Genomic DNA, 16,172 nt, shown 5'->3' with positions numbered 1-16,172 from the left:
CCGCTCCCCGGCCTTCCTCCCTCGGCACGGACACTCGTCCGGCACTCCTCCGGCACTCGTCCGGCCGAACTCCCCGATGCGGTCCGCCGCGTGCCCTGCCGCGTGGCTCGCCGCACGGGAACGTCGGGTGATCGCTGTGAAAGACGCACGTCAGGCGTGTCATGGGCGAGTTGGGGCGTGGTGGCCGGGACAGGTGGTGCCAGTGGCGTGCGCGTCGTGGGGCGCGCGTCCGGGCCGGTGACTCCGGGGAGGCTGTGACGGACAGGTCGGCGTCGTCCCGCGAGGGCGACCTCCGTAAGGGAGAGCGATGACCATCCTGAGCCGCACGCTTCTCGTAGCAGCAGTACTGGTTGCCCCGATCACCTTCGCCGCGAACGCCTCCGCGCGCTCCGGCTGCACGTCGTCCGTGCCGTACGTCTCCGGGGACGGCGGCTACGACACCTACCGCATCCCGGCAACCGTCGTCACCGGCCAGGGCACCGTCCTCGCCTTCGCCGAGGGACGCCACAACAGCGCGGGCGACACCGGCCACATCGACGTCGTCCTCCGGCGCTCCACCGACGGCGGCTGCACGTGGGGCCCGTTGGCGGTGGTGGCCGCGGGGGACGGGGACACCCGGGGCAACCCTGCCCCCGTAGTCGACCCGCGCACCGGCGCGATCGTGCTCGTCACCTCCTACAACAGCGGCGCCGTCACCGAGGGCCAGATCATGCGGGGCGAGGTCACGGCGGAACAGAGTCGCCGGGTGTTCGTGCAGCGCAGCTGGGACGACGGCCGTACCTTCACCGCTCCTCGGGACATCACCGGGGAGGTGAAGCCGCCGAGTTGGCGGTGGTACGCGACGGGGCCCGGTCACGCGGTCGCGCTGACGCGGGGCGCGCATGCGGGGCGCCTGGTCATCCCGGCCAACCACTCCGCCGCGCCGGCCGCCGGGTCCACCGACACCGGCCAGGAGGCGAAGTACTACGGCGGGCACGACCTGTACAGCGACGACGGGGGTGAGACGTGGCGGGTGGGGTTCGTGGACGCCACGTACGACGGGGTCGACAACGCGAACGAGTCGTCCGCGGCCGAACTCCCCGACGGGCGGCTGTACTTCAGCTCGCGGGACCAGCTGGGGACGAGCGCGGGGAATCGGCTCGACACGTACTCCAGCGACGGGGGCGTGAGTCTCGACCGGCCCTACGCGGTCCAGCCCACGCTGGACGACGTGCCTGTGGTGGAGGGGAGTGTTCTCCAACTGCCGGGCGAGGGGGCTCCGTTGTTGTTCTCGGCGCCGTCTGTTCCCAACGCACGGCAGGGGATGGCGGTTTGGCGGAGTTCGGATGGCGGGGGGAGTTTCGTGAAGGCGGTCACGTTGTCGGGGGAGTGGGCGGGGTATTCGGATCTGGTGGCTGTGGGTGGGGACACCGTCGGGGTGCTTTATGAGACTGGGGCGACCAGTGCGTACGACACGATCGAGTTTCGGCGATTGCTGAGGACCACCCTGAGCGGCAGCTGACGACCCTGGGGGCTCCGCCCAGACCCCCGGCCTGTGCCCACCCACCCACCGTAAACGGGTGGGTGGGTGGGAAACCCGTTACAGCAACCCCGCCCCCGCCAGAAACTTCCCCACCCGCTCCACCTCACCCGCGGACAACCCCACCTGAGGCTCCGCAGTCGCCGGACACTCGATCACCCCCCGCAGATACAGCGCCGCCTTGAACGCCCCCAGCGCCGACGAACTACCCCCCATCCGCGCCGGGTCCCCCACCCCCACCAACCCGAACAAGGCGCACAGCCGCTCCTGTTCGGCACGGGCCCGCTCCCAGTCCCCACCCCGGCACAGCGCGTCGAGACGGACGTACCCGTGCGGATCGACGTTGGCGAGACCGGGCACCGCCCCGTCCGCGCCCAGGGCCAGCGCCGAGTCGACGAAGAGTTCGGACCCGGTGAGGACACTGAACCCGGTGATGTCCGGATGGACCCGCGCGCCGGTGACGACCGTACGGAAGCCGGCGAGGTCCCCGCTGGAGTCCTTGAGCCCGGCCAGCACCCCCTCGGCGGCGAGTTCGAGGACGAGGTCGGACGGCAGCTTCGTATGGACGGAGGCGGGGAGGTCGTAGGCGACCACGGGGACCGGCGACGCGGCGGCGATCAGGCGGTAGTGGCGGGCGATCTCCGCCGGGTGGGTGCGCGTGTAGAAGGGCGCGGTCACCACCACCGCGTCCGCCCCCGCGTCCGTCACGGCGGCCACATGGTCCAGAACCCGAGGCGTCGTCATGTCGATCGCCCCTGCCAGCACAGGGAGTTGGCCGCCGACATGAGCCACCACCGCCTCGACCACGTACCTCCGCTGCCGGTCCGTCAGATACGCCGCCTCCGACGTCGACCCGAGCAGGAACAGCCCGTGCACCCCCGCCTCGACGAGATGGTCGACAAGCCTGAGCAGTGAACGGACGTCCACCTCGCGGTCCGGTGTCAGGGGCGTGCAGACGGGCGGTACGACACCGGTCAGCGGGGCGGGGAAGGTCATGAAGGCTCCATGGGGCGGCTTTGGCGAACGAGGTCGCGGGTGGACAGATCCTCCTCTACAGGATGGTGGCAACGGTAGAAATGTCCCGGTGTCGACGCGGGCGAAAAGTCCGGCATGGCGGACGCGCACACGTCGTCCGCCTTCCAGCAGCGGGTGCGGAACGGGCAGCCGCTCGGCGGTCGCGTCGCCGACGGCACCGGCCCGATCAGCGGGATCGGGTCGATGGGGTGGAGGAGGCCGGGGGTCGCCGAGAAGAGGGCCCTCGTATACGGATGCCTCGCCCGGTCGGTGACCTGGTCGGCCGGGGTCTCCTCGACGATCCGGCCCAGGTACATGGTGATCACCCGGTCGCTCATCCGCCGTACCGTCTGGATGTCGTGGGACACGAACACCAGGGCCAGGCCGAGGCGTTCCTTCAGGTCCAGGAGCAGGTTGAGGATCTGGGCCCGCACCGACACGTCCAGCGCGCTGGTCGGTTCGTCGGCCACCACCAGGTCGGGGCTCAGCGCCAACGCCCGTGCGATCGCGACGCGTTGGCGCTGGCCGCCGGAGAGCTGTCCCGGGAGGCCGTCGGCCAGGGCGCGCGGGAGGCCTACCAGCGACATCAACTCCCGTACCCGTTCCTCGCGTTCGGCCTTCGTCCCGCGAGCGTGCACGTCCAGCGGATCCCGCAGTATCTGGCGGATCGTCAACCGCCGGTTCAGCGCGGTCGACGGGTCCTGGAAGATCATGCCGATGCCGGTGCCCACCGCGGCCCGGCGTTCGCCGTCCGGCATCGACCACAGGTCCCGGCCCCGGAAGGACACCGTCCCGGACGTCGGCCGCTGCACGCCCACCAACACCTTGGCCAGCGTGGACTTCCCACACCCGGACTCACCGACCACCCCGACCGTCTCACCGGGCGCGATGACGAGATCGGCCCCGGTCAGCGCATAAACCCGATCCCGGCTGAACAACCCCCCACTGCGCGCCTTGTGCACGACATGAGCACCGGCCAACTCAACCAACGCACCAGCCACTTGACCACCCTCAACACCCGTACGACTCACACCGCCCACCCCCATGCCCTAAGGGGCGCGGGGCTGTATCGATTTGCGGCTCCGCCGCGTGGGCGCGCCCAGCCCCCACTGACCAGCACCCCGCACACAACCCGAACCACCCACCCCCACCCCGCCCCACAACCCACCCGCCCCCTCACGTCACCGCCTCACGATCCGTCGTCACCAGGTCAACCGCCGGATGGTGACACGCCGCCGTATGCGTACGCGGCCCCACCAGATCCGGCGCCGTCGCCCGGCAGAGGTCACTCGCCAGCGGGCACCGGTCCGCGAACCGACAGCCCGCCGGAAAGTCGGCGGGGGAGGGCACGACCCCCTTGATCTGGGTCATCCGCTCGGCCGCCGACTCCAGGGACAGCACGCTGCCGAGCAGGCCGCGCGTGTAGTGGTGGGCCGGTGACTCCACCAGGTCGGCGGTCACGCCCGTCTCGACGATCTGGCCGCCGTACATCACCACCACCCGGTCGGTGACGTCGGCGATGAGCGCCAGGTCGTGCGAGACGAGGATCAGCGCGAAGCCCAACTCCTCGCGCAGGCGCAGCAGCAGCTCTATGACCTGCGCCTGCACGGTGACATCGAGCGCGGTGGTCGGTTCGTCGGCGACGATCAGCTTCGGGTCGCGGGACAACGCCATGGCGATCAGGACGCGTTGGCGCTGGCCGCCGGAGAGTTCGTGCGGGTAGCTGCGCAGGGTGCGCTCCGGGTCGAGGCCGACCATCGTCAGCAACTCGCCCGCCCCACGGCGCCCTCCGCGCCGTATGACCTGCTTGAGCTGCGCGCGGATCGTCATCGCCGGGTTCAGCGACGACAGCGCGTCCTGGTGCACCATCGCCATCTCGTGGCCCAGCAGTCTGCGGCGCACCCGCATCGGCTCGCCCACCAACTGCCGCTGGTTGAAACGGACATGGCCCCGCACCCGCGCGCCCTTCGGTTCCAGGCCCATCACCGCGAGCGCCGTCAGCGACTTCCCGCAGCCCGACTCGCCCACCAGGCCCAGGACTTCACCCGGCCGCACCTCGAAGCTGATGCCGTCGACGATGTCCACGCCGTGGTGGCGGCCCTCGAAGCCGATCGCCAAGTTCTCGACCGCCAGGACGGGTTGGCCGTCCGGGTCGGGCAACGGCCGTGCCCGGGACCGGAGTCGGAGTGCCGCCTCCGTCAGGCCGGGGAGCGGGAGCACCTCGCCGCTGCCCGGCTCCGGCGCGTCGAGCGGGTCGTCGTCGATGGCCTGCCGTACGTCCACCTCGCGCGGCGCCGGGGCCGCCCACGCGTCCGAGACTCCCTCGGACAGTATGTTCAGCGACAGGACCGTGACCAGCATCAGCAGGCCGGGGAAGACCGTCGCCCACCAACCCCCGGTCAGCACCATGTTCTTGCCGTCCGCGATGACACTGCCCCAGGACGGGTCCGGGGGCCGTACGCCCGCGCCGATGAAGGACAGCGACGCCTCGAAGACGATCGCCTCGGCGACCTGCACCGTGCAGAACACCAGGATCGGGGCGGCGCAGTTGACGGCCACGTGCTTGATGACGATGTGCGGGGTGCGGGCGCCGATCACCCGCTCGGCCGTCACATAGTCCTCGCCGTACTGGTCAAGTACGTTGGCCCGTACGACCCTTGCGACCGGCGGGGTGAACAGGAACGCGATCGCGCAGATCAGTACGGTGATCCCGCCGCCGAACACCGCGACCAGCACGGCCGCCAGCGCGATGCCGGGGAACGCCATCACCACGTCCAGGCAGCGCATCAGCGTCTCGTCGACGCCCTTGCGGGAGGTGGCGGCGACCGCGCCGATCAGCGCGCCGGCGACCAGGGCCAGCGCGGTCGCCCCGAGCCCGATCGCGAGGGACCAACGGGCGCCGTACATCAGCCTGCTGAGGATGTCCCGGCCCAGGCTGTCCTGGCCCATCCAGTGGTCGGCCGAGGGGTGCCCGGTGCCGTCGACGGGGAGTTGCTGGTCGAGCGGGTCGTGCGGGGCGATGAGCGGCGCGAACAGCGCCACCAGCACCACGACCGCCAGGAAGCACACCGCGACCTTCGACGCGAGCGGCAGTCGGCGCCAGCCGCGCAGCCGGATGCCGGGCCGGGACAGGGTCTCGGCGAGGCCCTTGCGGGAGAACCGGGGGAACTGAGTGGGCATCAGGAGGCATCCCTCAGGCGGGGGTTGACCAGCAGATAGAGGATGTCGATGACGAGGTTCACCACGACGAACCCGGTCGCCGTCGTGAGCACCACGCCCTGGACGACGGCCGGGTCGCCGTTCTGCACGGCGTCGATCATCAGCTTGCCCATCCCGGGGAGGGAGAAGATGGTCTCGATGACGACCGCACCGCCGAGCAGGTATCCGACGCGCAGGCCCAGCACGGTCAGCGGGTTCATGAGGGCGTTGCGCAGCACGTTCCGGCCGACCACGACCCGCGGTGGCAGACCGCTGCCGATCGCCGTCCGGACGTAGTCCTTGTCCAGCTCCTCGACCACCGACGTCCTTACGACGCGCGTGAGTTGGGCCGCCACCGGGAGGGAGAGGGCCAGCGCCGGGAGGGCCATCGTCTTGAGCCAGCCGGTGAGGGAGTCCGCCGGGTTGATGTAGCCGCCGGTCGGGAACCAGCCCTGGTCCACGGCCAGGTACTGGATCATCAGCAGCGCCAGCCAGAAGCCGGGCGCCGCGACCCCGGTCAGCGACACGACCCGGATGATCTGGTCGGGCAGCCGGTCACGGTAGATCGCCGCCGTCACCCCGCCGAGCAGCGACAGCACCACCGCGATCACCAGTCCCAGGAAGGTGAGTTGGAGGGTGAGCGGCAGTGCGGTGGTGACCTGCTGGAGGACCGGTGCCCGGGTCAGCGCGCTGGTGCCCATGTCGCCGTGCAGGAGTGCGCCCACGAAGTGGACGTAGCGCAGCGGCAGCGGATCGAGCAGGCCGTTCCGCTCGCGGAAGTCGTGCAGTTGCCGCGGGGTCGGGTTGGCGCCCTGGAAGAACGCGGACGCCGGGTCGACGTCCGAGAAGCGCATCACCACGAACACGAACAGCACGATGCCGAGCATCAGCGGAACGAGCAGGACGATACGGCGGGCCAGAATCCTGACGACGGTGACCATGGGCCAACTCCTGTACGGCTAGACCCACTTGGCCTGGAGGACGTTGATGCCGGGGTAGGGCTGCGCCCTTATCCCCGTCAGCTTCTTCGGGTCCCAGGCGGTCATCAGCTCGTTGTGGACGACCGGGTAGAGCACGGCCTGTTCGGCGACGGTGTCGATGTAGTCCTGGATCATCGTCTTCTTCTTCGCCGCGTCCGGTTCCTGGGTGGCCTGGTCCATGTCCCTGAAGAGCTGCTTGGCGACGGAGTTCCCGGCCCAACGGGCGTACCCCATCCAGAGGTTCCGCGGGCCGTAGTTGTAGTGCATGATCAGGTCCGCGTCGAGGCCGAACTGGTTGGGGTTGGAGGCGGCGGCGACCACTTGGTAGTCCTGCTTCTGGTCCATCTTGGTGAAGACCGCCGTGGTCTCCTGCGGGGAGAGCGTCGTCTGCACGCCGATCGCGTCCCAGGACGCCTTGATGGTCGGCAGACAGTCGACGATCCAACTCACGTTCACCGAGATGATGTTGACCTTCAGCCCGCTGACCCCGGCCGCCTTCAGCAGCGCCTTCGCCTTGTCGGGGTCGTAGTCGTAGACCGTCTTCGCCCGCCGGTAGGTGGGGTTGCCGGTGTCGAGGAACGACGAGGACGGCTTTCCGTGCCCCCGCAGGGCGACTTGGACCATCTTGTCGGTGTCGACCGCGTAGTGCAGCGCCTGGCGCACCCGTACGTCGTCGAAGGGCTTGTGCTGGGTGTTGAACATCAGGAACAGGTTGTTCATCCCGGCCCCGCCCGCGACCGTCATCCCGCCGCCGCGCAGCCGCTGGATGTTGGCGTAGGGGATGTTGTCGGCGATCTGCGCGCCCGCGCTCGACCCGGAGATCTTGGCGACGCGCGGCGCCGCGTCCACGATCGTCAGCCAGTTCATCGTCTTGAAGGCGGGCGGGCGCGGGCCGTTGTAGTCGGCGAACGCGGCGAAGGTCGTGTTGGACTTGGGGTGGTGCGCGGTCTGCTTGTACGGCCCCGAGCCGACCGCCTTCCCCTTGATCGCGTCGTCCCAGGCGCCGGGCTTCGAGAAGATGTGCTTCGGCATGATCTTCGCGAGCGTGAGGCGTGAAACCCCTTCCGGGAAGGGGAACTTGAGGACCAGCTCGACGTTCTGCGCGTCGATCTTCCGGACCTCCTTCAGCCAGCTGGCGAAGAAGCCCTGCGCGAGGGTCGCCGTCTTCGGGTCGAGGATGCGGTCGAAGACGAACACGACGTCGTCGGCGGTGACCGGCTGTCCGTCGTGGAACTTGGCGCCCGCGCGCAGCGTGAACTTCCACGAGGTGCCGCTCGTGTCCTTCGGCACGGCGGTCGCCAGCGCCGGGTAGGGCGCGCGGGTGATCGGGTCCGTGTCGACCAGGCCCTCGTAGATGTGGTTGTTGCCGGCCATGGCGAACGCCGACGCCGTCTGCGTCGGATCCCAGCTGCCGTCGTTGCCGTAGCCGATCACCGCGGTCAGCGTCCGGTTCTTGCCGGTGCCCCCGCCGCCGGTGTCGTTCGTCGACTGCGGCCCCGACGAACAGGCCGTCAGGGACGAGGAGATCGCCGCCGCCGCGCCCAGCGCGCCGGAGTACTTCAGGAACGCCCGGCGGTGCAGCGCGGGCACGTTCTGGGTCACGTCTTCGCGCATGGTTACTCCAGGAGGTACGACGTCCTACGTCCTGCGGTCAGCGCGACCATAAGAGCGGCCGTGGGGGCGGTCAAGGCATCGCACACGAATGGCGTAGCCGTCAGAGGTCGGACCAATGGCGGTTTGAAAAGGCCTGGGAATGGCGACAATTGACGTCTCATCAGGTCCGGCCGGGGTCGGACGTGGGACGTGGGACGTCTGATGCGGCTACGATGCGGCGCATGTCCGGGGAGCCAAGGAACAGTCGGATACAGCGCGAGATCGTCCAGCTGATCCTCGACCGCAAGCTCCAGCCCGGTGCGCCCCTGCCCACCGAGGCCGAGCTGATGGACGGCCTCGGCATCAGCAGAAACTCCGTCCGCGAGGCCCTCAAAGCCCTCCAGGCCCTCGACATCGTCGAGATCAGACACGGCTACGGCACCTACGTCGGCCGCGCCTCGCTGACCCCGCTCGTCGATGGCCTCACCTTCCGTACGCTCACCCGGCACGAGGACGACGCGGACGCGCTGGCCGAGGTCCTCCAGGTGCGCGAGGTGCTGGAGGAAGGCCTGATTCATCGGGTCGTTGCCACCGTCACCGAACCGGAACTGGACAGACTCGAAGCGGTGGTGACCCGGATGGAGGACGCGGGCCGCGCCGGTCGGCCCTTCCCCGAACTGGACCGGGAATTCCACGAGTTGCTCTACGCCTCGCTCGGCAACGAACTCGTCCCCCAACTCCTCGGCGCCTTCTGGACGGTGTTCCGCCGCGTCGCCGGAGCCCGGGGCTGGACCGACGACCCGGCCCCCGAACTCACCGTCCGCCGCCACCGCGACATCGTCACCGCGCTGCGCGCCCGCGATGTCGAGGGCGCGCAGCGCGCGATGGCCGACCACTTCCGCGGCATCGAGGCGCGCGCGGCGCAGGAGTCGCGAGGAGTGGGCTGACGTTCAGGTGGACCCTGAACCGAGCTCAGGGAGCGGTGAGTTGACCCACGATCGCCGCCCCGTCCAGCCAGACGTTCTCGCGGGAGATCTTGCCGTCCTTGAACTCGAAGACGTGCAGCATCCGGAAGGTGATCCGGCGGTTGTTCCCGGGGACGCCCAGCAGTGAGCCGGGGACCGTGCAGGTGATCAGGTCCTCGACGGTCGCCGCGTTCTCCGAGTAGTAGGTGTGGACGCGCTCGGACTTCTCGGTGCGCAGGTCCTTCACCAACTGCTCGTAGCGCGCCTGCGCGGCCGGGATGCCGACCGCCGGGCCGCCGGGCCAGCCCACGGCGTCGTGCTCGATGTCGTCGGTGTAGACGGACACCGCCGCCGCCGGGTCCCCGTGTTCCTCGGCGAGCATGTGTGTGCCGATCAGTACTTCCATGTCCGCCGGTGTGATGGAGCCCATCGAGCTCCTCCTCTCGTCGCGCCGCGCGCCGGTCGGGCCCGCGACCCCCGTTTGGTGAGACGGATATACTGTAATAAGAAAATTTTCTCACGACAAGAAGGAATTCGCATGCCCGAGGGCCGCAGCAGACAGAAGTTGCGCACGCGCCGCGCCCTGATCGAGGCTGCGGGCGCCCTGATCCGCGAGGGCCGGACGGTCACGATCGCGGAGGCGGCGGAGGCGGCCGAGGTGTCCCTGGCCACGGCGTATCGTTATTTCTCCAGCCCGCAGGAGCTGCTCCAGGAGACGCGACTCCTTATCCGTACCCCCGATGTCACCGCCGATCTGCCCGCCGACCCGGCCGAGCGCCTCGACACGCTCATCTCGCGTGTCGCCGAGCTCCAGCTCGGCGACGAGGCCATGTGGCGGACGCTGGTGCGGGCCAGCCTCGAACGCTGGTTCACCCAGCACGAGCACGGGCACGAGGGCGGCGAGCCGGAGATTCCCACCCGCAACCAGACCCGCCTCGGCTTCACCCGTACCGCGCTCGAACCCCTCGCCGACACCCTCCCGCCCGAACTCCACCGCCGCCTGACCATGGCCGTCACCCTCGTCTACGGCGTGGAGGCGCTGATCGCGACCCGCGACGCCTGCGGACTCGACCCCGAGGAGGCGCGGGACGTGATGCGATGGGCGGCGGGCGCACTCCTGGAGAAGGCGATGCGCGAGGCACCGGATGAGTGAGACACGGGAACCGTGGGACGAGCGGGACGCGGGTGTCCTACGGCTGCCCTCCGGCCGCCTGATCCGGGGCCGCGCCCTGCGCCGGCCACTTCCGGCCGACGGCCCGGTCCCGACGTACGGCGTGTATCTGCTGGGCAGCCCGCCGCCCCAAGTCCCTTGGCCGGCGCGGTGGTTGCGCTGGCCCGACTTCCGGCTGCCCGCCGACCGCGCCGAGGCCCGGACGGTCCTCGCCGAGGCCTGGCAGCGGGCCCGCGCCGAGCGCGTCGAGCTCGCCTGCCTCGGCGGCCGGGGCCGCACCGGCACGGCGCTCGCCTGCCTCGCGGTCCTCGACGGGGTGCCGCCGGAGGAGGCGGTCGCCTACGTCCGCGCCCACTACGACCGGCACGCGGTGGAGACGCCGTGGCAGCGGCGGTACGTACGGCGGTTCGGGGCGCCCTCAGGCCCGGCGGCCCCGGAAGCGTAGGCGGCGGCTCTCCTGGTCCGGGTCGACCACCACGTCCGTGAAACCGGCCCGCTCCAGCCGGGCCGGCAGCGTCGCCGGATCGAGGGTGTTCATCGTGTCCCGGAAGTGCAACACCCGGAAACGGAAGCTGGATCGGCTGTCGCTGCCCGCGAACGTGCCGCCGGGGCGCAGCACGCGGAACGCCTCGGCGAAGATGCGGTCCTGGTGGGCGGCGGTGGGCACGTGGTGCAGCATCGTGAAGCAGACGACGGAGTCGAACGAGGCGTCGGGGAGCGGCAGTTCGGCCCCGTCCGCGTGGAGCACGGTGGCTCGGTCGCCCCACCGGGACTGGAGCGCGCGGGCGCTGTCGGCGTCGATCTCGGCGGCGGTGAGGTGGTCGACCCGCTCGACGAGGACACGGAGGTTGGCGCCGTAGCCGGGGCCGATCTCCAGTACGTCCGCGCCGAGTTCGACGTGATCGAGGGCCCAGGGCAGGATGCGGTCCTTCGTCGTCTGCGCCCATCCCTCGGAGCTGCACAGCTTGCGGTGGGCTCGGTTCATCGGCATACGTCGACGCTAGGCGGGGCGGGCGGTTGTCCGCCACGGGCTAGGCTGCCGTGTCATGTCGCGAGACGGACAGGAGCGGGGCAGCCGGTTCGGCACGGCCATCCTCGTCGGTCAGTTCGTCATGCCGCGCGGCACCGCCTTCGCCACGCACCGGCACCCCGATCACCAACTCCTCTGTTCCGAACGGGGGTTGCTCCGGATCCGCAGCGAGCACGGGACGTGGCTGCTGCCGCCGTCGCTGGCCCTGTGGATCCCCGCGCACGTTCCGCACGCGACGGAGTCCGAGGGTGATGCCGTCATGCGCGGTGTGTTCGTCGCCCCGGTGAGCTGCCCGCACATCGACTGGCGGGACCCCACGGTCGTCGCGGTCACCCCCCTTCTCCACGCGCTCGTCGTGCACTTGGACCGCACGGACCTGACACCGGACGCCCGCGCGCGAGCCGAGCCGGTGCTCCTCGACGAGCTGCGCCCGGTGCCGGTGACCAGCGTGTCCGTACCCGAACCGCGCGATCCCCGGGCGCGGTCGGTGGCCGAGGTGCTGCGGGCCGACCCGGCGGACGGGCGGACGCTCGCGGAGTACGGCGGTCAAGTCGGCGCCAGCACACGGACGTTGGCCCGCCTCTTCGTCGCGGAGACGGGGCTCGGGTTCGGCCAGTGGCGGGAACGGCTGCGGATGCAGGCCGCGTTGCCGTTCCTCGCCGAGGGGTTGCCGGTGGAGTCCGTCGCGCGACGGGTGGGGTACGCCTCGGCGAGTTCCTTCACGGCGGCGTTCCACCGGGTGGTCGGGGTGACGCCGAGGCAGTACTTCCCCCGTTAACCGAGCGCTTCCGCCACCAACTCGGCCGTGTCCGCGACCAGTTGGTTGTCGTACGGCCCGTCGGGCAGCGTCGGCTTCGTCGTCAGGACCGCGAGGACGACCGGGTCACCGGACTCCGTCCAGGCGATGCCGACGTCGTTGGCGGTGCCGTAGTCGCCGCTGCCCGTCTTGTCGGCGATGGTCCAGGTCGCGGGGAGCCCGGCGCGGAAACGGGCGGCGCTCGTCGTGTTGTTGAGCAGCCAGGCGGTGAGCCGGTCGCGGTCGGGGCGGCGCAGGGCGTCGCCGAGGACGAGCTTGCCGTACAGTCCGGCGATCGCGCGCGGGCTGGTGGTGTCCGTGATCCGGTCCGGCTCGGCCGAGTTCAGCTCGGTCTCCCAGCGGTCGAGCCGGGTGACCCGGTCGCCGAGGGAACGGGCGAAGCGGGTGACGGCGGTGGGGCCGCCGAGTTCGCGCAGGATCAGGTTTCCGGCGCCGTTGTCGCTGTAGCGGATCGCCACGTCCGCGAGCTGCTCGACCGTCATGCCCTCGGCCAGGTGCGCCCGGGTCTGGTCGGAACCGTCGACCAGGTCGGCCTCCGTGTAGTGCACGACCTTGTAGAGCACCTCGCCGTGCCGGTCCAGGTCCCGCAGGACGGCCGCGGCGGCGAGCGTCTTGAACACCGAGCACATCGGGAAGAGTTCGTCGGCACGGTGCACGACGGTCTTCCTCGTACCGAGGTGATGCGCGAACACGCCTACGCGGGCGCTGTGTTGCTCCTCAAGGGCGCGCAGGCCCGCCGTGACGTCGGTGCCGGTCCCGGCCGATGCCTGGGCCGGGGAGGCGCCGGCGACGAGGGTCGCGGCGATGGCGGCACCGGCGGCGAGCAGGGTGCGGCGGGTGGCGGTGGCGGTGGCGGTGGCGGTGGCGGTGGCGTTGCGGGTCGAGGGGGTCGTAGGGGTCGTAGGGGCCGTAGGGGACTGTTCGGAGCCTGAGATCACGCTCTCCTTTGTTCGGGCTGCGTCTGTTCGGTCTGCGGCTGTTCGGTCCGCGTCGACGATCGGTCGGTTTCCGTCGACGATCTCTCCAGTGACCGACGCGACAGCTCATCCCTTGGTTGCGTCGCCGTAGACCATCGGGCGATCCCCGGACGGGTGCCGGATCGGCACAGTGGGCGCATGGTGAACACACAGGGGATCACTCGGGGGCAGTTCCTGGCGGGGTCGCTGGCCCTCGGAGCGGCGGGTGCGCTGCTGCCGTCGGGACAGGCGTCGGCGCGGCCGCGCACACCTGCACGGGCGGCACATGCCCGGTGTCCCGGCCTGCGCCGGCACGGCGTCGTCTACACCGTCGGCGAGGGCGAGACCCCCGCCACGGCCTGGAACCCGCACCGCATGCGCGCCGATCTCCGCGCGATCCGCGACGAGTTGCACGCCGACACGGTCGACGTCACCGGCGACGGCGTCGACCGCCTCACCGCGACGGCCGCCGAGGCCGCCGAACTCGGCCTGCACATCTGGCTCCAGCCCACTCTCGCCGACCTCCCGGAGCGGGACATCCTCGAACACCTCGCGGAGACGGGCCGGTTCGCGGAACGCCTCCGGCGACAGGGCGCGAGTGTCGACTTCAGCGTGGGCTGCGAGTTCTGGCTGTTCGTACCCGGCATCGTGCCGGGGGCCACCGTCCTGGACCGCGTCCAGAACATCCTGAACGGCACGTTCGACCCGGCGAGGATGCAGCGCAGGCTGAACGCCTTCACCAAGAAGGCGGCGGCGCTGGGCCGTTCCGTCTTCCACGGCAACCTCAGCTACGCCGCCGCCCAGGACGACGAGGTCGACTGGACCCTCTTCGACATCGTGGGCATCGACTACTACTCGTACTTCCGTCAACCGGCCTACTACGTGCGGGAGTTGAGTCAGTACCAACGCTGGGGCAAACCCGTCACCATCACCGAGTTCGGCACCTGCGCCTACAAGGGCGCTGAGAAGACCGCCGGCATGGGCTGGAACGTCGTGGACTACGACAAGCACCCGGAGGAGATCAAGGGCCACCTCGTCCGCAGCGAACACACCCAAGCGGCGTACGTGGTCGGCCTGTTGGAGGTCTTCGAGTCGATGGGGCTGTACGGCGCGATGGCCTTCGAGTTCGTCACCCCGGACGCCCCGCACCGCGCCCACGACCCCCGCCATGACCTCGACATGGCGAGCTACGCCATCACCAGAACCGTCAAAGACCGTCCGTACGACTCGAGTTCACCCTGGCACTGGGAGCCGAAGGAGGCGTTCCACGCGCTGGCCCGGAGCTACGGTCACAGGGCGAGGGTCATGAGGAGGCGGTGCTCGCCCGGCCCGAAGTAGTCCTTGAGCACGCCCTGCTCGGACGAGAACCCCAGCGAGCGGTACAGCATGATCGCGGTGGCGTTCGTCGGTTCCACGGTCAGGCGGACCTGGTGGACGCTCTCCGTACGCAGCCGGCGCAGGGCCTCGACCATCAGGCGGCGGCCCAGTCCATGGCCCTGCTGGTGGGGTGTGACGGCCAGGCTCATGATCCAACTCACGTAGCCGTCCGAGGTGTTGACGAACAGGATGTAGCCGAGCAGGCCCTCGCCGTCGTCGAGGACGAGGATGCGGTCGCCGAGGATGTCGCAGAACTGCCGGAGCACGAAGGCGGGGTACGGCTCCTCGGGGAAGGCCTCCCTGTCCACGCGCAGGAGTTCGGGCAGGTCGGCCTCGGTGATGCCCCTCAGGGTCAGGTGCCGGTCGGCGCGGTCGGCCAAGAATGCCTGGTCAGCGCGGCGGCCGAGAGAGGGGAAACGTTCCTCCGGAAAAGCCGTCATACTGCCTCCTGAGGGAAGAAGGTCACGTGCGTGTTGCCACTCTTACGGGTGGTACGGGCGAGACGTGAACGATCTTCCTTTCTGGTCTGTTCGACGGGGTTCCGAACATCTTGGGCGGGGCAATCCGGCAGTTCAAGCCCGAATCAGGTCGCATGAATGTATACGCCACGATGCGCCCCCCGTGCGCCCCGGCGGTGGCTGTGACTTGACGTAGATTGCCCTACGAAATTGACGATCAGGTGTACGTCGCGCCTGTGATGTTGTTAGTGTGGACTGGTGAAAAACGCGGAAGTCGCCTGGAGCGCGTTCGATTCGATCGCATATGTAGATCACAACTACCGTGACCTACAGGCGGAGGACGCCGAGATCCTTCCCATTCTCAGGGATCATTTCGCGGGCCATTTCCGGAACCAGGGCGTCGGCCCGGTATACGGCATCGACGTGGGCGCCGGAGCCAATCTCTATCCCGCGCTGTCCATGCTGCCGTGGTGCGACGAGATCACCCTCTACGAGCGCTCGCCCTCGAACGTGGCCTACCTGCGGAGCCAGGTCGACTCGTATGCGGAGAACTGGGACCAGTTCTGGGACGCGCTGTGCGGGAACAAGGACTACAAGGCCTTCGACGCCGACCCCCGCGAGAGATTCCAGAAGGTCGTCAGGGTCCAGCAGGGCGATATCTTCGATCTTGAGCGGTCCGTCGGCCAGTGGTCGGTGGGGACGATGTTCTTCGTCGCCGAGTCGATGACCTCCTCCGACCAGGAGTTCCGCCTGGGCGTGGAGCGTTTCATGCGCGCCCTGGCCCCCGGTGCTCCCTTTGCCACCGCTTTTATGGAACACTCCAAGGGTTATCACGCGGGTGAGTATTTCTTCCCCGCGTGCGACGTGGGAGAGAACGAGGTGCGGGAGAGTCTCGAACCATTCGCGGACGGGCTCAAGGTGCAGCGGCTCGAAACCGAGCCCGCGGTGCGGGACGGGTATTCCGGAATGATCCTCTCCTATGGTTGGCGCGGGAATTCGGACCCACAGATTCCGAACGGCTGACAGGGCGGTCGACCGGTGGATCTTCACAACAGAAGAGGGATATTCCTCGGCTGAGGGCAGTGCGGTCTGTG

Annotated in this window: 16 protein-coding genes; 7 read left to right on the top strand and 9 right to left on the bottom strand. The window is 69.7% G+C overall.

Translation table 11 applies throughout. The features are described 5' to 3' along the window. Positions 1–307: 307 nt before the first annotated feature. Positions 308–1,501 (top strand): sialidase family protein, encoded by a 1,194-nt coding sequence (locus R2B38_RS12080; protein WP_318016239.1) that lies wholly within the window; start codon positions 308–310, stop codon positions 1,499–1,501. Positions 1,502–1,579: 78 nt separating this feature from the next. Here the strand turns inward: R2B38_RS12080 and R2B38_RS12075 are convergent, their stop codons facing one another. From R2B38_RS12075 to R2B38_RS12055, 5 genes are all read right to left on the bottom strand, one after another. Then, the gene (locus R2B38_RS12075; RefSeq protein ID WP_318016238.1) at positions 1,580–2,515 is read right to left on the bottom strand and encodes a dihydrodipicolinate synthase family protein; all 936 of its coding nucleotides are present in this window, start codon (positions 2,513–2,515) and stop codon (positions 1,580–1,582) included. After that, positions 2,512–3,579, bottom strand: a complete 1,068-nt coding sequence (locus tag R2B38_RS12070; protein WP_318016237.1) for an ABC transporter ATP-binding protein — start codon at positions 3,577–3,579, stop codon at positions 2,512–2,514. The genes R2B38_RS12075 and R2B38_RS12070 overlap by 4 nt, the downstream gene beginning before the upstream one ends. Positions 3,580–3,709: 130 nt before the next feature. Next, positions 3,710–5,713: a dipeptide/oligopeptide/nickel ABC transporter permease/ATP-binding protein gene (locus tag R2B38_RS12065; protein WP_318016236.1), complete on the bottom strand. Its 2,004-nt coding sequence runs from the start codon at positions 5,711–5,713 to the stop codon at positions 3,710–3,712. After that, positions 5,713–6,672 (bottom strand): ABC transporter permease, encoded by a 960-nt coding sequence (locus R2B38_RS12060; RefSeq protein WP_318016235.1) that lies wholly within the window; start codon positions 6,670–6,672, stop codon positions 5,713–5,715. Before R2B38_RS12060 ends, R2B38_RS12065 begins: the two co-directional genes overlap by 1 nt. An 18-nt stretch (positions 6,673–6,690) precedes the next feature. Beyond that, on the bottom strand, positions 6,691–8,325 hold the full coding sequence (locus R2B38_RS12055; RefSeq protein WP_318016234.1) for an ABC transporter substrate-binding protein: 1,635 nt from the start codon (positions 8,323–8,325) through the stop codon (positions 6,691–6,693). Between the two features lie 212 nt (positions 8,326–8,537). On the opposite strand from R2B38_RS12055, the gene R2B38_RS12050 reads away from it, so the two are divergent. Beyond that, entirely contained in the window at positions 8,538–9,251 is a 714-nt protein-coding gene (locus tag R2B38_RS12050; protein ID WP_318016233.1) for a FadR/GntR family transcriptional regulator, read from the top strand. A gap of 25 nt (positions 9,252–9,276) precedes the next feature. On the opposite strand, the gene R2B38_RS12045 is transcribed toward R2B38_RS12050, so the two are convergent. Continuing rightward, positions 9,277–9,699, bottom strand: coding sequence for an ester cyclase (locus R2B38_RS12045; RefSeq protein ID WP_318016232.1), 423 nt, complete (start codon positions 9,697–9,699; stop codon positions 9,277–9,279). A gap of 108 nt (positions 9,700–9,807) precedes the next feature. Between R2B38_RS12045 and R2B38_RS12040 the strand changes: the two genes are divergently transcribed. After that, complete coding sequence (locus R2B38_RS12040; RefSeq protein ID WP_318016231.1) at positions 9,808–10,422, top strand: TetR/AcrR family transcriptional regulator; 615 nt, start codon at positions 9,808–9,810, stop codon at positions 10,420–10,422. Further along, positions 10,415–10,885: a protein phosphatase gene (locus tag R2B38_RS12035; RefSeq protein WP_318016230.1), complete on the top strand. Its 471-nt coding sequence runs from the start codon at positions 10,415–10,417 to the stop codon at positions 10,883–10,885. The genes R2B38_RS12040 and R2B38_RS12035 overlap by 8 nt, the downstream gene beginning before the upstream one ends. Here the strand turns inward: R2B38_RS12035 and R2B38_RS12030 are convergent. Beyond that, on the bottom strand, positions 10,859–11,431 hold the full coding sequence (locus tag R2B38_RS12030; protein WP_318016229.1) for a class I SAM-dependent methyltransferase: 573 nt from the start codon (positions 11,429–11,431) through the stop codon (positions 10,859–10,861). The genes R2B38_RS12035 and R2B38_RS12030 overlap by 27 nt on opposite strands. Before the next feature lie 55 nt (positions 11,432–11,486). Between R2B38_RS12030 and R2B38_RS12025 the strand changes: the two genes are divergently transcribed. Then, positions 11,487–12,248 (top strand): helix-turn-helix transcriptional regulator, encoded by a 762-nt coding sequence (locus R2B38_RS12025; RefSeq protein WP_318016228.1) that lies wholly within the window; start codon positions 11,487–11,489, stop codon positions 12,246–12,248. Here the strand turns inward: R2B38_RS12025 and bla are convergent. Further along, positions 12,245–13,114 (bottom strand): class A beta-lactamase, encoded by an 870-nt coding sequence (bla, locus tag R2B38_RS12020; protein WP_318021654.1) that lies wholly within the window; start codon positions 13,112–13,114, stop codon positions 12,245–12,247. The two genes, R2B38_RS12025 and bla, sit on opposite strands and share 4 nt — an antisense overlap. Positions 13,115–13,402: 288 nt before the next feature. On the opposite strand from bla, the gene R2B38_RS12015 reads away from it, so the two are divergent. Beyond that, positions 13,403–14,581 carry an abortive phage infection protein gene (locus tag R2B38_RS12015; protein ID WP_318016227.1) on the top strand — a complete coding sequence of 393 codons (1,179 nt, stop codon included), beginning with the start codon at positions 13,403–13,405 and terminating at the stop codon, positions 14,579–14,581. Here R2B38_RS12015 and R2B38_RS12010 read toward each other — a convergent pair. Further along, positions 14,533–15,060: a GNAT family N-acetyltransferase gene (locus tag R2B38_RS12010; protein ID WP_318016226.1), complete on the bottom strand. Its 528-nt coding sequence runs from the start codon at positions 15,058–15,060 to the stop codon at positions 14,533–14,535. The two genes, R2B38_RS12015 and R2B38_RS12010, sit on opposite strands and share 49 nt — an antisense overlap. Before the next feature lie 276 nt (positions 15,061–15,336). Here R2B38_RS12010 and R2B38_RS12005 point away from each other — a divergent pair, with 276 nt between their 5' ends. Beyond that, positions 15,337–16,101, top strand: coding sequence for an SCO2525 family SAM-dependent methyltransferase (locus R2B38_RS12005; RefSeq protein ID WP_318016225.1), 765 nt, complete (start codon positions 15,337–15,339; stop codon positions 16,099–16,101). Positions 16,102–16,172 lie beyond the last annotated feature (71 nt).

The organism is Streptomyces sp. N50 (assembly GCF_033335955.1).
GTDB lineage: Bacteria > Actinomycetota > Actinomycetes > Streptomycetales > Streptomycetaceae > Streptomyces.
Note: the sequence above shows the minus strand (reverse complement) of the source record. Positions and strands in the feature narration are given on the sequence as shown.

Bases quoted from the DNA above. Each gene is read 5' to 3' on its own strand.
- R2B38_RS12080 (WP_318016239.1), top strand. From the start codon at position 308: ATGACCATCCTGAGCCGCACGCTTCTCGTAGCAGCAGTACTGGTTGCC.
- R2B38_RS12075 (WP_318016238.1), bottom strand. From the start codon at position 2,515: ATGACCTTCCCCGCCCCGCTGACCGGTGTCGTACCGCCCGTCTGCACG.
- R2B38_RS12070 (WP_318016237.1), bottom strand. From the start codon at position 3,579: ATGGGGGTGGGCGGTGTGAGTCGTACGGGTGTTGAGGGTGGTCAAGTG.
- R2B38_RS12065 (WP_318016236.1), bottom strand. From the start codon at position 5,713: ATGCCCACTCAGTTCCCCCGGTTCTCCCGCAAGGGCCTCGCCGAGACC.
- R2B38_RS12060 (WP_318016235.1), bottom strand. From the start codon at position 6,672: ATGGTCACCGTCGTCAGGATTCTGGCCCGCCGTATCGTCCTGCTCGTT.
- R2B38_RS12055 (WP_318016234.1), bottom strand. From the start codon at position 8,325: ATGCGCGAAGACGTGACCCAGAACGTGCCCGCGCTGCACCGCCGGGCG.
- R2B38_RS12050 (WP_318016233.1), top strand. From the start codon at position 8,538: ATGCGGCGCATGTCCGGGGAGCCAAGGAACAGTCGGATACAGCGCGAG.
- R2B38_RS12045 (WP_318016232.1), bottom strand. From the start codon at position 9,699: ATGGGCTCCATCACACCGGCGGACATGGAAGTACTGATCGGCACACAC.
- R2B38_RS12040 (WP_318016231.1), top strand. From the start codon at position 9,808: ATGCCCGAGGGCCGCAGCAGACAGAAGTTGCGCACGCGCCGCGCCCTG.
- R2B38_RS12035 (WP_318016230.1), top strand. From the start codon at position 10,415: ATGAGTGAGACACGGGAACCGTGGGACGAGCGGGACGCGGGTGTCCTA.
- R2B38_RS12030 (WP_318016229.1), bottom strand. From the start codon at position 11,431: ATGCCGATGAACCGAGCCCACCGCAAGCTGTGCAGCTCCGAGGGATGG.
- R2B38_RS12025 (WP_318016228.1), top strand. From the start codon at position 11,487: ATGTCGCGAGACGGACAGGAGCGGGGCAGCCGGTTCGGCACGGCCATC.
- R2B38_RS12015 (WP_318016227.1), top strand. From the start codon at position 13,403: ATGGTGAACACACAGGGGATCACTCGGGGGCAGTTCCTGGCGGGGTCG.
- R2B38_RS12010 (WP_318016226.1), bottom strand. From the start codon at position 15,060: ATGACGGCTTTTCCGGAGGAACGTTTCCCCTCTCTCGGCCGCCGCGCT.